Raw genomic sequence first — 14,390 nt, 5'->3', positions numbered from 1 at the left:
TTATACTTTATAATGCATAAAAGGGGTTGGGGTATTGGTAACATATAAAGAGGAGTTATATACAGAAATAAGAAAACGCTTAACTAAATTGGCGGTATTTGTCTCACTATTGATTGTTTTTTTATTAGCGTCTTTATTCTTATTTATAGAGAATTATCAATTAAAATATGATACGCAACAAGTATTGAATTTTTTTGATGAACTCGACAAAAAGGGAGAAAGATTATTAACCGAATTAAATGAATCAGTTATTCCGAAATATGTTTCAAATGAAAAAAAAGAACGACAATTTTATACGGATTACTATCAAGAGATGAACAGCATGGGAATATCTGCTGACTTAATGGTTATAACTAAACAGGGTGATGTGACGTTATCAGTAGGACAGGCTTCTATTGGCTTATCTCCCTATTATCTTAAATCAATGTGTCAAGAAAATGGCCGAATGACGCGAAAAATTCAGCGTGATATAAATGGGATGATGTATGTCATTATGTGCAGTCGAGTCAAAAATAGCGATTACTATAGTTTATTGATTATAAATAGTACGGTGTTCAATCAAATGGGAATTGAATTTGGAACAAAATATGTTATCTCAGATAATTTAGACAATATTTTAGTGAAAAATTCATCTAATTTTGTAACAGGTCATAAGATTAATCACAAAAAACTACTGTCTCCCCTTTTTTTAGAAAACGGAAATTTATATTTGAGCCAAGTGACTAAAATAAATAAAGAGACAACTCTTTATACGTATCTTATGACATTTCCTTTAATCTATTTTCTTTTATTTAGTCTAGTTGTGACTAGTGCATTATTATATTTACTCTGGCATCAATCTGAGCGTTTGGCACAAGGGATTTCTAATAAACAAACGAAAGAAATTAACCAACTAGTAGCCGAAACGAAACGATTGAAAGAAGGTCAAAGTCATAATATATCATTAAAAACCAACCAAGAATTTCAATTTTTAATTGATAATATCAATAATATGATTGAAGAACGAGATAAACTTGTTCAACAACAATTAGTTCTAGAACGACAAAATTTTCATTATGAAAGAAAGGTACTGGAAGCGCAGTTTAATCCACATTTTATTTATAATACGCTTGAAGCCATTCGTGTCACCAGTCATTTTGATCCGGGAATCGCTGATCGTCTTATATTATCATTGAATAGGGTCTTACGTTATTCAGTTGACTTTTCAAAAGAATTTGCTTGTTTAGGTAAAGATAGTCAAATTATAAAAGATTTTTTAGAAGTGAATAAGATTAGATTTGATAAGTTTTCATATGATATAGAAATAGACCAAGAACTAGAAGCGTTTCCAGTACCAAAACTTTTTTTATTACCTTTAGTCGAAAATGCGATTAAGTATGGAATGAAAGTCAGACAAGACTTGTTTATCACAATTCATTGTTATAAGGAAGATGACGTGATTCATTTTGAAGTAGGAGATAATGGACCAGGATTTAAAGAGGAACAGCTCAATCGTGTGAACTACCTTAGTGAAGATGAAACACATCATGGACTTATAAACAGTTATCGAAGATTGAAACATTCTTATCCTAATTCAAGTATGTCAGTATGTAATCAAAAAGAAGGGGCTATGGTTAAGTTTAGTGTTTGGGGGATAGAAGATGATAAAAATAGTTGTAGCTGAAGATGAGCATTTGATTCGTAAATGGCTTCTAACAGCACTTGACTTTCAAGAACTTAATATGGAAATAGTTGGAGTTGCAGAAGACGGAGAAGAAGCAGTAGCGCTGATAAAGAAAATGCAACCTGATATCGTATTGACTGATATCAACATGCCAAAGAAAAATGCCTTCGAACTGTTTGAAGAAACGAAAGAAATAGAGTATCGAAAAATTATACTATCAGGTTACGATGAATTCAATAATGCTAAAAAAGCGATGCAATATGGTGTGATTGATTTTTTAGTGAAGCCAATTAATATAGTCGAGTTACGGACATGTCTTGTTAATGTGAGTTATTCGATTCAAAAAGAAAATAGACCGACTAATTTTGTTCCAATGACTCAATTTGATGTACTTAAAGATGTCAGATATTCAAGGGACCAGGTCGTAACTCAGGTATTGGCTTGGATAAAAGACCACTATGCTGAAAAATTTACTATTGCTGAATTAGCACAAGAATTGAATTACAGCGAGAGCTACATTTATCAAAAAGTAAAGAAACATTTAGAGATGACGCTTAATGAATACTTGAATCGTTACCGAATAAAAATGGCAGTGAACCATTTGATTAAAAAACCGCATCTTTTAGTATATGAAGTGGCAGAGTTAGTTGGATTTAATGATTATAAATATTTTAATCAAGTATTTAAAAAGTTTGTGGGTATGTCAGTAACAGAATTTAAGGAGGAAATTCTATAGTATATAGGATTTTCTCCTTTTTGTAGAGAATACTCTCTTTTGAAAGCGTTATATTTGAACTATAGTGAGAATAGATAAAACGAGGAGGATTAAGATGAAAAAGTGGATGAAAGTAGCGTTAGTGGGGTTATCATTAACAACGTTAGTGGCTTGTAGCAACAAAGAAGATAGTAAAGAAGAAGGAAAGAAAGACTCTGATAAATTAGTGGTCTATTCGCCAAACTCAGAAGGGTTGATTAATGCAACTATACCAGCGTTTGAAGATAAATACGGTGTGAAAGTTGAGTTGATTCAAGCTGGAACAGGGGAATTATTTAAAAAGCTTGAAAGTGAAAAAGATGCACCAGTAGCGGACGTTATTTTTGGTGGATCATATACTCAATATGAACAAAATGGAGAATTATTTGAGAAATATGTTGCTAAAGAGAATGATGAAGTAGTGAAGGAATATCAGAATACAACAGGATACTCAACTCCATACACACTAGATGGTAGTGTGTTAGTCGTCAATCCAGATTTAACTAAAGGAATGAAAATCGAAGGATACAAAGATTTATTAAATGATGAATTAAAAGGAAAAATTTCGACTGCCGATCCTGCAAACTCATCAAGTGCATTTGCTCAGTTAACGAATATGTTAGCAGTAAATGGTGATTTTGATGATACTTCTTGGGAATATGTGAAAGAATTATTTACTCTAGTTGATGGAAAAATCAGCTCAAGTTCTTCAAATGTTTACAAAACAGTAGCAGATGGGGAAATGGCTGTAGGATTATCTTATGAAGACCCAACAGTTAAATTATTAAATGATGGGGCAAATGTTAAAATTGTTTACCCTAAAGAGGGCACAGTTTTCTTACCAGCAAGTGCAGCTGTTATTAAAAATGCAAAAAATATGGACAATGCTAAAAAATTCATGGATTTCATCATTTCTAAAGATGTACAAGACACATTAGGAACAAAAACAACTAACCGTCCAGTTAGAAAAGACGCTAAAACAAGTGATAATATGAAACCATTAGATGAAATCAAATCAGTAACGGAAAACTATGACTACGTGATAAAAAATAAAGACAAAATAGTAGATAAATACAACGAAATTTTCGTTGAAACACAATCTAAATAGGAGTAAACACATGAGTGAAATTAGAATTAATCATGCCAAGAAAATGTATGATGATGTGACAGTCATCGAAGATTTAAATGTCACAATTCCTGATGGGACCCTGTTTACTCTTTTGGGCCCATCTGGTTGTGGTAAAACAACGTTATTAAGAATGATTGCTGGCTTTAATAGTATTGAGGGTGGCGATTTTTACTTTGGCGATACACGCATCAATGATATGGAACCTAGTAAACGAAATATCGGAATGGTTTTTCAAAATTATGCGATTTTTCCCCATTTAACAGTCAAAGAAAATGTGGCGTTTGGACTAAAACAAAGAAAAGTATCATCAAATACATTAAAAAAGGAAACACAAAAATATTTAGAATTAATGCAAATAGCTGATTTTCAAGATAGGAAACCCTCTCAACTAAGTGGTGGACAACAACAACGTGTAGCGTTAGCTAGAGCATTAGCTATTACACCTGATGTATTATTAATGGATGAGCCATTAAGTAATCTCGATGCTAAATTACGTGTCGATATGAGACAAGCCATTCGTGATATTCAACATGAGGTTGGTATTACAACAGTTTATGTCACCCATGATCAAGAAGAAGCTATGGCAATCTCAGATAAAATTGCGGTAATGAATCTAGGTAAAATCCAACAAATTGGGACACCAAAAGAGTTGTATCATAGACCTAGTAACGAATTTGTCGCAACATTTATTGGACGAACAAATGTCCTAGAAGCACAACTAATACATGTAGAGGGTAAAACGTATCTAAAATTTAATGATGAGTATCAATTAGAATTCCCATTGTTATCTGATATCCAGGAGCAAAAAGTTCGTGTAAGTATTCGTCCTGAAGAATTTTACCGCACAGATGATGGCGAGATAGAAGCAGTAATTGAGGATAGTCTATATCTTGGTCAAACAACAGAGTATATATTATCAACACCACTGGGAGAAAGAATCCAAATGAGTGAAGAATCAACCTTTTTAGAAGATTTGGGTAAAGGTGATAAAATAAAAATTAGTATTAATGCACAAAAAATAAATGTTTTTACCTCAGATGGAGAGAAAAATCTGTTGGAGGGGAAATAATATGATAAAACACAAAAAGTTAAATATATGGACTGTATCTGCTATCATTATTTTTATCACGTATTTACTATTTTTAGTCTATCCGATTATTACAGTACTTAGTCAATCTATGATTGAAGATGGTCATTTTTCTTTAACGCAATTTAAAACATTTTTTTCGAAAAAATACTATTTCTCTACTTTAGTAAATAGTTTTAAAGTATCGTTAACAGCAACATTTTTTTCATTAATCATTGGAACGTTATTAGCTTATCTATTTAATATGTATCATTTTAAAGGTAAAAAAGTTCTTCAGATTTTTATCATTATCGCCTCCATGTCAGCACCATTTGTTGGAGCGTATTCTTGGATTTTATTATTGGGTAGAAATGGTGTGATAACTAAATTTTTAATGAATGTTTTGCATTTTCCACAAGTTGACATCTATGGTTTTTTTGGCATAGTGTTAGTCTTTACACTGCAATTATTTCCATTAGTCTTTTTATATGTGAATGGAGCATTTAAAAGTATCGATCAATCTGTACTAGAAGCAGCAGAAAGTATGGGCTGTCGAGGCATTAATCGTGTCTTTAAAGTAGTTCTTCCACTACTTACTCCGACATTGTTAGCAGCAGCTTTACTTGTTTTTATGCGTGCTTTTTCTGATTTTGGGACGCCTATGTTAATTGGAGAGGGATACAGAACATTTCCAGTTTTGATTTATACACAGTTTATTAGTGAAGTTGGTGGCAATGCAGCGTTTGCTTCATCTCTTGCAGTCATTGCGATTATTATTGCCTTAACCATCTTTTTAGTCCAAAAAGCAATTGCCAGACAATATAGTTTTAGTATGAACTCATTGCATCCAATTGTTGCTAAAAAGCCAACAGGCGGTAAAAAAGTTGGTATCTATGCAACTGTCTACGGGATTATCTTTTTATCTGTGTTACCCCAAATGTATTTAATTTATACGTCATTTTTGAAGACATCAGGTATGGTTTTTGTTCCTGGGTATTCATTAGATAGTTATCGAAATGCATTTGATCGTATGGGGTCTGCTATTTTCAATACGATAAGAATTCCGTTAATGGCTTTAGTAGTGGTCGTAATTCTAGCCATTTTTATTTCTTATCTAACAGTAAGAAAACCAAACTTTTTTACAAATGTGATTGATAGTTTAAGTATGATTCCTTATATCGTTCCAGGAACAGTACTTGGTATTGCATTTATCACATCATTCAATACAGGAATTGGTGGATCAGGATTTTTGGCTATAACAGGAACAGTCGGTATTATGGTTATTTCACTATCTGTTAGACGATTGCCTTATACCATTCGTTCATCTGTTGCGAGTTTGCAACAAGTCTCACCGAGTATAGAAGAAGCAGCTGAAAGTTTAGGTAGTTCTAAAATGAATACCTTTTTCAAAATTACGGTCCCTATGATGATGTCAGGGATTATATCTGGTGCTATTTTATCATGGATTACGATGATTTCAGAATTATCAACATCTATTTTACTATATAATATTCGCACTAGAACCATGACTGTTGCGATTTATACTGAAGTAATTCGTGGTAATTATGGAATTGCGGCAGCATTATCAACCATACTCACTGTTATTACCGTTCTTTCGTTATTATTATTTATGAAAGTATCAGGTAGTGATGACATATCATTATAAATAAAAAAGTAGTCTCTCTTTTTTTTGAGAGGCTACTTTTTATCTTACTTCAATATTTCTCCATAAAACTGTGGGATGATCTGGATTAATTCTTCATGTTCTTCTAAGTATTCGTTTGTATCAGTCCAACAAAGATATATTGTACGGTTTAGAGATAATTCTGTTAAGGGTTTTAATACAATAAGAATCCTGTTAATTCATCTCTTTCAACAATATTAAGTCAAGTTGTCGAAAGAGATGTGAAAAAGTATGGTTATATTTCAGTTGTGCCAGATTCTAACAATTCTTTTTATCGTGTGCGAAATGGAGAAATGGGATTAGTTGAAGGGGTTGAGATTGCAAAAAAAGTCAATGAATGGATAGATGAAGATAAAGAAAAAGAACAAAACGTCCAATTGCTTTTGTCATTGATGTGCCTAGCCAGGCTTACGGTTATAATGAAGAGTTAGTTGGGATTCATTTATCACTTGCTTCAAGCGCGCAAAGTTATGCGACTGCAAGACAAAATGGTCACCCGGTGATTGGTGTGATTGTCTGGAATGCTATATTAGGCGCCTTTTTAGCGCACGGACTTCAATCAAATCGTTTGATTGCCTTGAATGGTTCAGCAATCAATGTACAGGCAATGTCTAAAGAAAGTGCTGCTCGTATCACAAATAGAACGCTTGAAGAACTAGAAAAAGCAACCGAATAAGTTCCTGCCATGGCTTATGATATAGGAAATTTCAATAAGTTAGGTGCTTTATACAAGTTAGTTGATGGCATAAATGGTGACGACTTTACCAGTGAAGATGTCAAACGCATGGAAGAAATCATTGATGAAGCAATCAATAGCACAGTTGATAAGTCAAACGCTTTATCTTTCAGATATCAAACGAAAGAAGCCATTGAAGAAGGACGTGTGGCAATAAATAAAGTGAGAAAAGCTATGGTAGAGCAATGGAATCTATAACCTCACATGACTTACTTTATGTAAAACTAGAGGATTTAATCCATTTAAATGATATCCCAGATTGGTTTGATGAAAAAAATGACTGGGATTGGGTCGTTGTCAGACGAGCTTCTTTATCTGATGAGACAATTCCAGTTGGTGTTAGAGGAAACGAACGAAATAAACGTCACAGCTGTTTCGTAAAAGAAAGTGTGATTAATCAAGTTGTCAGACCAACTCAATTGATAAAGAATGAGTTTTTAGAAGGCATTTCTATGTATAGACAACAATCGTTTAAGATTTTCCAATCATTTGATTTGTTAAAAAGATTATTAAAAGATTATGTTTGGGGAATTGGTGGGAGTTTGGCATATGAGTTAGTCAGTAAAGAGCCAACTGTAAAAAAGTAGCGATCTAGATGAGTTAGTTTATGTAGAGAGTGAGATGAATAAACAACAAATAGATTATCTGTATGAAGTATGCCAGCAACTTGAAACCAGAGTAGACATCCAAATTATGACACCATTTGGTTGATGCTCACTATTAGAGTTACATCAAGGTAGAAAAAAATCCTATTAAAAACTATCAATGGACCAGTGTTAGTTGAAAATCCCTGGATGGAAGTAAAACCATTAATAAAGACATTTTAGATAAATAAATTAGAGATATCTTTTGAAAAAGAGATGTCTCTTTTATCGTAATAAATGACCAGGATTCATTAATTTGAAAAAGAACAGTAAAAATGATATGTTTAATTTGGTAGATATTATATAACGATTTAAAAACGATTTTACTGAATGACAAAATGAAAGTGATAAATTTTTATCGATTAATTCAGTATGAAAGTGAGGAAAATATGACCGCGACATTTGCGATTATTTTATTTTTAGAAGGTATTCTAACATTTATTTCACCTTGTATTTTACCGCTACTACCTGTTTACGTGTCTTATTTTTTAGGAGACCAAACAGCTCAAGAGGAAAACAAGCAAAAAGAAGCACTTATAAGAGTAACCGCTTTTATTTTAGGCTTTTCTATTGTGTTTGTTTCGATGGGATTGTTGTCAGGTTTTATTGCTCAAACACTCGTTCAGTATAAACGGGTAATTCAGCTAGTTGCTGGTGGATTTGTCGTAATTACAGGATTAAACATGCTAGGTGTATTTGATAAATTGAAATCAGGAATGACATTAATAAAAGGACCTAACATAAATTTAAAACTACACAGCAATTCTAGTAGAGGATATTTGGTATTGTTTGGTGCCGTATTTGCACTCGGCTGGACTCCTTGTTTAAGTGCATATTTAGGGACAGCTTTAATGATGGCATCTCAATCAGGATCATCTCTTCAAGGGGGCCTGTTATTATTAGTTTACTCTTTAGGATTAGCCTTACCATTTATTCTGAGTACTTATTTATTAAATTCATTGAAGAGCACGTTTTCTTGGATTAAAAATCATTTTAGGGAAATTAATATTTTTTCAGCCATTCTGATGATTATTGTGGGAATTGCGATGATGACTGGTTGGGTTGATTACTTACAATTATTAGTTCAAAGATAGGGGAGACAAAATGAATAAGAAGTTAATCTTTAGTTTAGTGGGATTGGTTGTGTTAATAGGTGGCAGTTATGTATTATATCAAAATTTAACAGCCAACGAAGAAGAGCCAAGTGCATTAGTTGATGAAGCACAGCAAAATGATGAGACTGTACTTAATAATATAGCTGATGAAGCATTTGATTTTACTTTTGAGAATGAAAAGGGAGAGAAAGTCATGCTGAGTTCTTATAAAGGAAAACCAATTGTCCTTAATTTTTGGGCTAGTTGGTGTCCACCATGCAGAGAAGAAATGCCTATTTTTCAAGAATTCCAAAAAAATAATCCTGATGTGACGTTTCTTTTTATGAACCAAGCAGATGGTCGACGAGAGACAAAACAAAAAGCACATGAATTTCTTAAAAATGAAGGATTGGATATGCCAATTCAATTTGATGAAACACAAGCAAGCACCATTAAATTTGCTTTAAATGGATTGCCGACCACGTATTTTATAGATGCTGAGGGAAATATTCATAACCGAGCAATTGGTGGGATTAATGCTGAAACACTTAAAATGGCGATTGAGGGTATTTCAAAATGAGTTTATTTAATAAAAAAAGTCGTGTTGTCTTAGTGGTGATAAATCTAGTTGTTTGGAGTGTCATATTAGGAGGATTTGTCAGAAATAAATGGGTTGAAAAATCAAATGAAGGCCTGATAGCATCACATCATGAATTGTTAAAAGAGGTTAATAGTTTTAGTAATTATGAAGACTATAAAGCAAGTATTCCGTTTATGGAAACAAAAATGACTGAAAGTGTAATGAAAGCAGTTTGTCCCATTATTCCTGAAGCAATGCTAGGTGAGTTCCCTAAACCAAAAGTAACAAAACTGCACACGACAGATATTCAAAAAATTGGTGGTAATAAAAAGAAACTTATTACTCAGTTTTCTTTATCTATTAATGATGGTGCCCCGTTTATTCAGAAAACTGAATCGGTATATGAAAAACAAGACAATAAATGGATGATGATTTCTTATCGGATGATTTTTTAAAACAAAAGTAAACCTCTATCATGATACGGTGATAGAGGTTTTTTGATTTGTATATGTAAAAAGGTTTTGACATTTCATTTAAGGTTGTTTAAAATAAAAATGTAAAGAAGTTTTGACATATTAAGGAGGATTTAATAATGGATTTTGGATTAATGATGTTTATTTTGTTTATATTAGGTATAGTTTCGTTAGATGTTTCAATGGTTGTTTCTCTTATTAAAAAAAATGATGAACGTCAACAAATGATTATTTGGAAAGCTAGTACTTATACTTTATTGATTGTGGTATTGACGTTGATTGGTGACGTGTTAAGGAATTTATTTTCTAATTCATATACTGGAACAAATCCATTAACATTTCTAACAGTAGTCGCTATTATTTACTTTATAACCCTTTTGTATTATAAGAAAAAGTATGGTAATTAGTAATGGAAAATCGAATTAAAGAAAAGAGAAAGGAACTAAAAATTTCTCAAGCAGATTTAGCAAAGAAAACAGGTGTCACTAGACAAACAATCAATGCGATCGAAAATAATAAATATGATCCAACCCTTTCTCTAGCGTTTAAATTATCTGCTGAATTGGATATAACAGTAGATGAACTATTTCAACATCACTATAATGAATAATATTATTTTCATCCTATTCAGTAATATCAAAAATACTGATAAATAAAAAAACATAGCGAAGGGGACTGAACCCCTAAAATGAGACAGTAATAAAAAGACCTATGCGATTACTTTTTTCTGATATTCAACAAGGGTGTTTTTATATTTGTCTTCCCTTTTGGGGTCAGTTCCGATTGTGAGCGTGTTTTTTTAGTCTAATGGTGTACCTGGTGGAATATTTTTTTCTAGTGTTTGAATTTCTTGTTCCAAGGTTTTGATTTCTTCTTTCTTTTGAGCTAAAGCTTCTTTTTTTTCTTCTAAGGTTTCTTCCTTATCTTCTAATGGCGATTTAATTAAGTAATTCCATAAAATAGCAAAGAGTGTTCCGATAAACGTATCGATTACACGATCAATTGCATAGGTAAAAGAACTTGTTTTAGGAATTGAGAAACATAAAAATAACAAGGTTGCAACGCCGCCAATAATTCCCTTTTGATTATTTAAACGGGTCGAAACAGTGATAGTAACTAAAACAAAAAAAGGAACAAGAAAGATTTCACCAATGGATTGATTCGGAAGTTTGAGTAAACAAATGTAGTATAAAATACCAGCAATCCCACCAATAGTGTTACCTAATATTCTTGATTTACCAAAACTCATAGTAGTTGACATGTCTTCGCGTAAAGCAAAAACAGCTGCTAGCGTTGCCACCATTGGGGAACCGCGATGTGTTAGGTGAAAGAAGATAATACAACACATAACAGCAACTGAGGTTTTCAGTGTTCGTAAGCCAATTCGATATTTTCCAATAACCATCTGATAAACATTCTCCTATTTATTATTTGATGGAACTGATTTTTGATAGTCAGTTATTAAATTTGTGGTATAAGAAATATTTTGTAAGGTTTCATTTGTCACTAGGAGCATAGCACCATTTGCTCTATCAATAGCAGAAAATAGGGCATCCGCTGTATCACTTGAGACATCATCATATAGCTCTTTTTCTTGTGAGAGACCTGTTTCAATATAAAGTTGAAGAGATTCAATATTATTGATGATAATGTCTAAACTTCCTTGAATGGAAACTAATTTCGTATTATCCACATCAACTGCCTTTTTAGATATAATACTTTTTAGTTCTTTATTATAGGATTTGATGAGTTTATTATCTTTTTTTAGAGTGGATAATAATGCTTCACGTTCTTCATAACTTTTATTTAAACTGCTTGTTTCATTACCTAAAATATCGGTTATTTTTTTTTCATGGACATCTTTGTCATAGGTTGTTGAAAAATTTTCAAGAAGTGTATTTAAAGAGGAAATCGTTGTTTTTTCTTCTTTTAATTGTTGATTGATGTTTTTTGTGACTGTGACTGATTGATCTAATTCTTGTGTGATACCACACCCACTTAAAGTGAACAGAAGCACAAATACAGCTAAAACTGGTTTAATACGTGTCATAAAGTAACCCCCTCGATATATTCCTATGATAAACGAAAGAGACGTATTTTTCTAGTATTTGACGAGAAACAAATTTTGACTTTAAATAGAGTAAGGAGAAATTGTGAAAAGAGGAATATTATGAAAATTGGATTACGTACCATAAAAACGGCATTAACAGCATCTATTGGTATATGGTTGGCAACATATCTGGGATTTAAATATGCCTCAACAGCTGGGGTTGTTGCCATTTTAAGTGTGACAAATACGAAACGTTCATCTGTCAAAATAGGGGTTGGAAGAATTTTAGCTTTTATGTTAGCAACCATCATGGCTTATTTTTGGTATCACGTGATAGGATATAATCCATTGGCTTATTGTTTGTTGTTATTATTTTATATACCAATTGCTGGTAAGTGGAAAATGCCTGAAATTGTGCCAATCAATTCAGTTTTGATGACGCATTTTTTAAATGAAAAATCAATGGCACCATGGTTAGTCTTAAATGCTTTTGGTTTATTACTGATAGGAATCACATTGGCTCTAATTGCTAATTTACATATGCCAAGTGTCAAGGAAGACATTGAAGAAAATAAACAAGTCGTTGACGGGACCATTCAAAAACTATTGTTGCAGTTTTCAGAATTACTTTACAGAAAAGATGTAGCAAATGAGTGTAATGCCTTACTAGAAGGATTATCTAAATCGATTAAACAGGGAAAGCAATTATCAAAACGTCATATGGAAAATCAGTTGTTATCACAAGATGAATATTATTTAAGTTATTTCAATATGAGATTACGTCAATTTGAAACACTAGAAGATATGAATGATTTAATTAAACAAATAGATGTTGATAAAGATGTGGCAGAAAGTGTTGAAACATTATTATTAAATATTGCTGAAACATATGCTGAAGATAACAATGCGTTGTCTTTAAAAGAAAATGTGTTAGAAGTCTTTCAAATGTATGAAACAAAACCATTACCAAAATCACGAACAGAATTTGAAAATCGTGCGAAATTGTATCAATTATTACTACAAATTCAAACATTCATTGATATAAAAGTAAACTTTAGCCAAATGAATGAAAAAATGTTGTAGTTTTTTTAAACTTATTTGACCAATCGGTGTATTTGATTCAAAAGTTTTGCTAAATATAGTAAAATGGAAAGGGATATTATATTGTTTAGTTGATTTAATAGATAAGAAAAGAGGATGACGTATTATGCATCAAGCAATGGTTAATATTATGTTAGACCGTATCAGAGATCAATTTATTAGTGAAGACACATTTTGTAAGAATATTTTAGAATTACCAATAGAGATATGGTCAGACTGGAAAAAAGGGTTAGTACAATTACCAAATGATAAAATGCAAAAGATTAAAAATTTATTTTCTGATTATGAGTGGATGCTGATTCAAAAAATCGTGAGTCAAACCATTATGTTTCCAGAAAAAAGAAATTATGCAGGTGTCGAGTATAAACGTTTAAAAACAGTCATAGCTAACACTTGGATTAAATCAGGTGTTGCCAATGTTGAATTAATTACCCAACAACGTTTTAGTAATCAAGAATTATTAAACGTTCCGCAAAAACATGTGGTCGTTTTACGTGTGGTCATGAACTATGGAGAATGGGGATATGATGATATATTAGAATTCTTTATGCCAGGAGTTGTTCAACAACAAATTGAAGAATCAAAAGTCGATTTGCTTGAATGGTTAGATGAAAACTTAACAGACACTTATGCAGAAGAAAATGGACAAAATAAAGGGAATGACTAGTCATCATGGCTAAAAAAATATTTATTGGTATTATCTGTTGTTTTATCGCACTAGGACTATGGTTTAAAGTTGGGAAAAGCCAGGAAGCAGTGGAACAAACAACACAGTCAGCTAAGACAGGTGAGACCTCAGCAATAGAAACAAAAGAAATCTATCCTGGAAAAGCGACTGATTGGAATCTGATTTTAGTTAATCAAGATAATAAGATTGAAAAAGAACCAACTAATTTAAAAGAGTTACCAAATGGAGAAAAAATAGACAGTCGGATTTTTGACTCATTTAATAAAATGGTTGACGCAGCAGATAAAAAAGGATTTAAAATCGTAACTATTTCAGGTTACCGGTCTGTAGCAGAACAAACTGCCATTGTAGAACGAGATGTTTCAAGTTATAAAGCACAAGGGTTATCAGATGAAGAAGCCAAGAAAAAAGCTATGGAATATCTAACAGAACCAGGACTAAGTGAGCATCATACAGGGTTAGCTATTGATATTTTAGAGCAAGAATGGTATAACCAAGGCAATATGCTTGAAGGCGAATTTGGAGAAACAGAAGCTGGAAAATGGATTGAAGAAAATGCTTGTCAGTATGGCTTTATTGTTCGATATGAAAAAGGAAAAGAATCATTAACAGGTATTAATTATGAGCCTTGGCACATTCGATATGTTGGTAAAGCCAATGCCTTATATATGAAAAAACACAATTTGTCGCTAGAAGAATATGTAGAAATGATTAAAAAGTAGGTAATT

The 14,390-nt window shown here is 32.2% G+C and carries 19 protein-coding genes; 17 read left to right on the top strand and 2 right to left on the bottom strand.

What is annotated here, in order from left to right; translation table 11 throughout:
• Positions 1-34: 34 nt before the first annotated feature.
• From CBF36_RS04695 to CBF36_RS04640, 14 genes are all read left to right on the top strand, one after another.
• A complete protein-coding gene (locus CBF36_RS04695; protein ID WP_125957063.1) occupies positions 35-1,663 on the top strand; it encodes a sensor histidine kinase in 1,629 nt (542 codons plus the stop codon).
• Complete coding sequence (locus CBF36_RS04690; protein WP_125957061.1) at positions 1,641-2,399, top strand: response regulator transcription factor; 759 nt, start codon at positions 1,641-1,643, stop codon at positions 2,397-2,399. Before CBF36_RS04695 ends, CBF36_RS04690 begins: the two co-directional genes overlap by 23 nt.
• Positions 2,400-2,493: 94 nt before the next feature.
• Positions 2,494-3,525: an ABC transporter substrate-binding protein gene (locus CBF36_RS04685; protein WP_125957059.1), complete on the top strand. Its 1,032-nt coding sequence runs from the start codon at positions 2,494-2,496 to the stop codon at positions 3,523-3,525.
• 10 nt (positions 3,526-3,535) lie between these two features.
• Positions 3,536-4,615 (top strand): ABC transporter ATP-binding protein, encoded by a 1,080-nt coding sequence (locus CBF36_RS04680; protein ID WP_125957057.1) that lies wholly within the window; start codon positions 3,536-3,538, stop codon positions 4,613-4,615.
• A 1-nt stretch (position 4,616) separates the two neighbouring features.
• Positions 4,617-6,278 carry an ABC transporter permease gene (locus CBF36_RS04675; protein ID WP_125957055.1) on the top strand — a complete coding sequence of 554 codons (1,662 nt, stop codon included), beginning with the start codon at positions 4,617-4,619 and terminating at the stop codon, positions 6,276-6,278.
• A 239-nt stretch (positions 6,279-6,517) separates the two neighbouring features.
• On the top strand, positions 6,518-6,727 hold the full coding sequence (locus CBF36_RS12365; protein ID WP_207854464.1) for a hypothetical protein: 210 nt from the start codon (positions 6,518-6,520) through the stop codon (positions 6,725-6,727).
• The gene (locus CBF36_RS12360) at positions 6,691-6,972 is read left to right on the top strand and encodes a biotin-independent malonate decarboxylase subunit gamma (RefSeq protein WP_207854462.1); all 282 of its coding nucleotides are present in this window, start codon (positions 6,691-6,693) and stop codon (positions 6,970-6,972) included. The genes CBF36_RS12365 and CBF36_RS12360 overlap by 37 nt, the downstream gene beginning before the upstream one ends.
• A gap of 9 nt (positions 6,973-6,981) precedes the next feature.
• On the top strand, positions 6,982-7,230 hold the full coding sequence (locus CBF36_RS12355) for a hypothetical protein (protein WP_207854460.1): 249 nt from the start codon (positions 6,982-6,984) through the stop codon (positions 7,228-7,230).
• Positions 7,218-7,619: a phosphoribosyl-dephospho-CoA transferase MdcG domain-containing protein gene (locus CBF36_RS04665; RefSeq protein WP_125957053.1), complete on the top strand. Its 402-nt coding sequence runs from the start codon at positions 7,218-7,220 to the stop codon at positions 7,617-7,619. Before CBF36_RS12355 ends, CBF36_RS04665 begins: the two co-directional genes overlap by 13 nt.
• Before the next feature lie 395 nt (positions 7,620-8,014).
• Positions 8,015-8,770, top strand: coding sequence for a cytochrome c biogenesis CcdA family protein (locus CBF36_RS04660; RefSeq protein ID WP_207854457.1), 756 nt, complete (start codon positions 8,015-8,017; stop codon positions 8,768-8,770).
• A gap of 10 nt (positions 8,771-8,780) precedes the next feature.
• A complete protein-coding gene (locus tag CBF36_RS04655; RefSeq protein WP_125957050.1) occupies positions 8,781-9,350 on the top strand; it encodes a TlpA family protein disulfide reductase in 570 nt (189 codons plus the stop codon).
• Positions 9,347-9,805 (top strand): hypothetical protein, encoded by a 459-nt coding sequence (locus CBF36_RS04650; protein WP_125957048.1) that lies wholly within the window; start codon positions 9,347-9,349, stop codon positions 9,803-9,805. Before CBF36_RS04655 ends, CBF36_RS04650 begins: the two co-directional genes overlap by 4 nt.
• A gap of 137 nt (positions 9,806-9,942) precedes the next feature.
• Positions 9,943-10,230, top strand: coding sequence for a hypothetical protein (locus tag CBF36_RS04645; RefSeq protein ID WP_207854455.1), 288 nt, complete (start codon positions 9,943-9,945; stop codon positions 10,228-10,230).
• A 2-nt stretch (positions 10,231-10,232) separates the two neighbouring features.
• The gene (locus CBF36_RS04640) at positions 10,233-10,433 is read left to right on the top strand and encodes a helix-turn-helix transcriptional regulator (RefSeq protein ID WP_125957045.1); all 201 of its coding nucleotides are present in this window, start codon (positions 10,233-10,235) and stop codon (positions 10,431-10,433) included.
• Between the two features lie 189 nt (positions 10,434-10,622).
• Here CBF36_RS04640 and CBF36_RS04635 read toward each other — a convergent pair whose 3' ends face one another.
• Together CBF36_RS04635 and CBF36_RS04630 are read right to left on the bottom strand one after the other, a co-directional pair.
• A complete protein-coding gene (locus CBF36_RS04635; protein ID WP_125957043.1) occupies positions 10,623-11,228 on the bottom strand; it encodes an FUSC family protein in 606 nt (201 codons plus the stop codon).
• A 15-nt stretch (positions 11,229-11,243) separates the two neighbouring features.
• Positions 11,244-11,873 carry a lipoprotein gene (locus CBF36_RS04630; protein WP_125957041.1) on the bottom strand — a complete coding sequence of 210 codons (630 nt, stop codon included), beginning with the start codon at positions 11,871-11,873 and terminating at the stop codon, positions 11,244-11,246.
• A 120-nt stretch (positions 11,874-11,993) separates the two neighbouring features.
• Between CBF36_RS04630 and CBF36_RS04625 the strand changes: the two genes are divergently transcribed.
• The 3 genes from CBF36_RS04625 (at position 11,994) to CBF36_RS04615 (ending at position 14,384) form a co-directional block, all read left to right on the top strand.
• On the top strand, positions 11,994-12,956 hold the full coding sequence (locus CBF36_RS04625) for an aromatic acid exporter family protein (protein ID WP_125957040.1): 963 nt from the start codon (positions 11,994-11,996) through the stop codon (positions 12,954-12,956).
• A gap of 124 nt (positions 12,957-13,080) precedes the next feature.
• Positions 13,081-13,641 (top strand): hypothetical protein, encoded by a 561-nt coding sequence (locus CBF36_RS04620; protein ID WP_125957038.1) that lies wholly within the window; start codon positions 13,081-13,083, stop codon positions 13,639-13,641.
• A gap of 5 nt (positions 13,642-13,646) precedes the next feature.
• On the top strand, positions 13,647-14,384 hold the full coding sequence (locus CBF36_RS04615; RefSeq protein WP_125957036.1) for a M15 family metallopeptidase: 738 nt from the start codon (positions 13,647-13,649) through the stop codon (positions 14,382-14,384).
• Positions 14,385-14,390 lie beyond the last annotated feature (6 nt).

The sequence above is a fragment of the Vagococcus bubulae genome, assembly GCF_003950315.1.
Classification (GTDB): domain Bacteria; phylum Bacillota; class Bacilli; order Lactobacillales; family Vagococcaceae; genus Vagococcus; species Vagococcus bubulae.
This window is presented reverse-complemented; position numbering and strand designations above follow the sequence as displayed.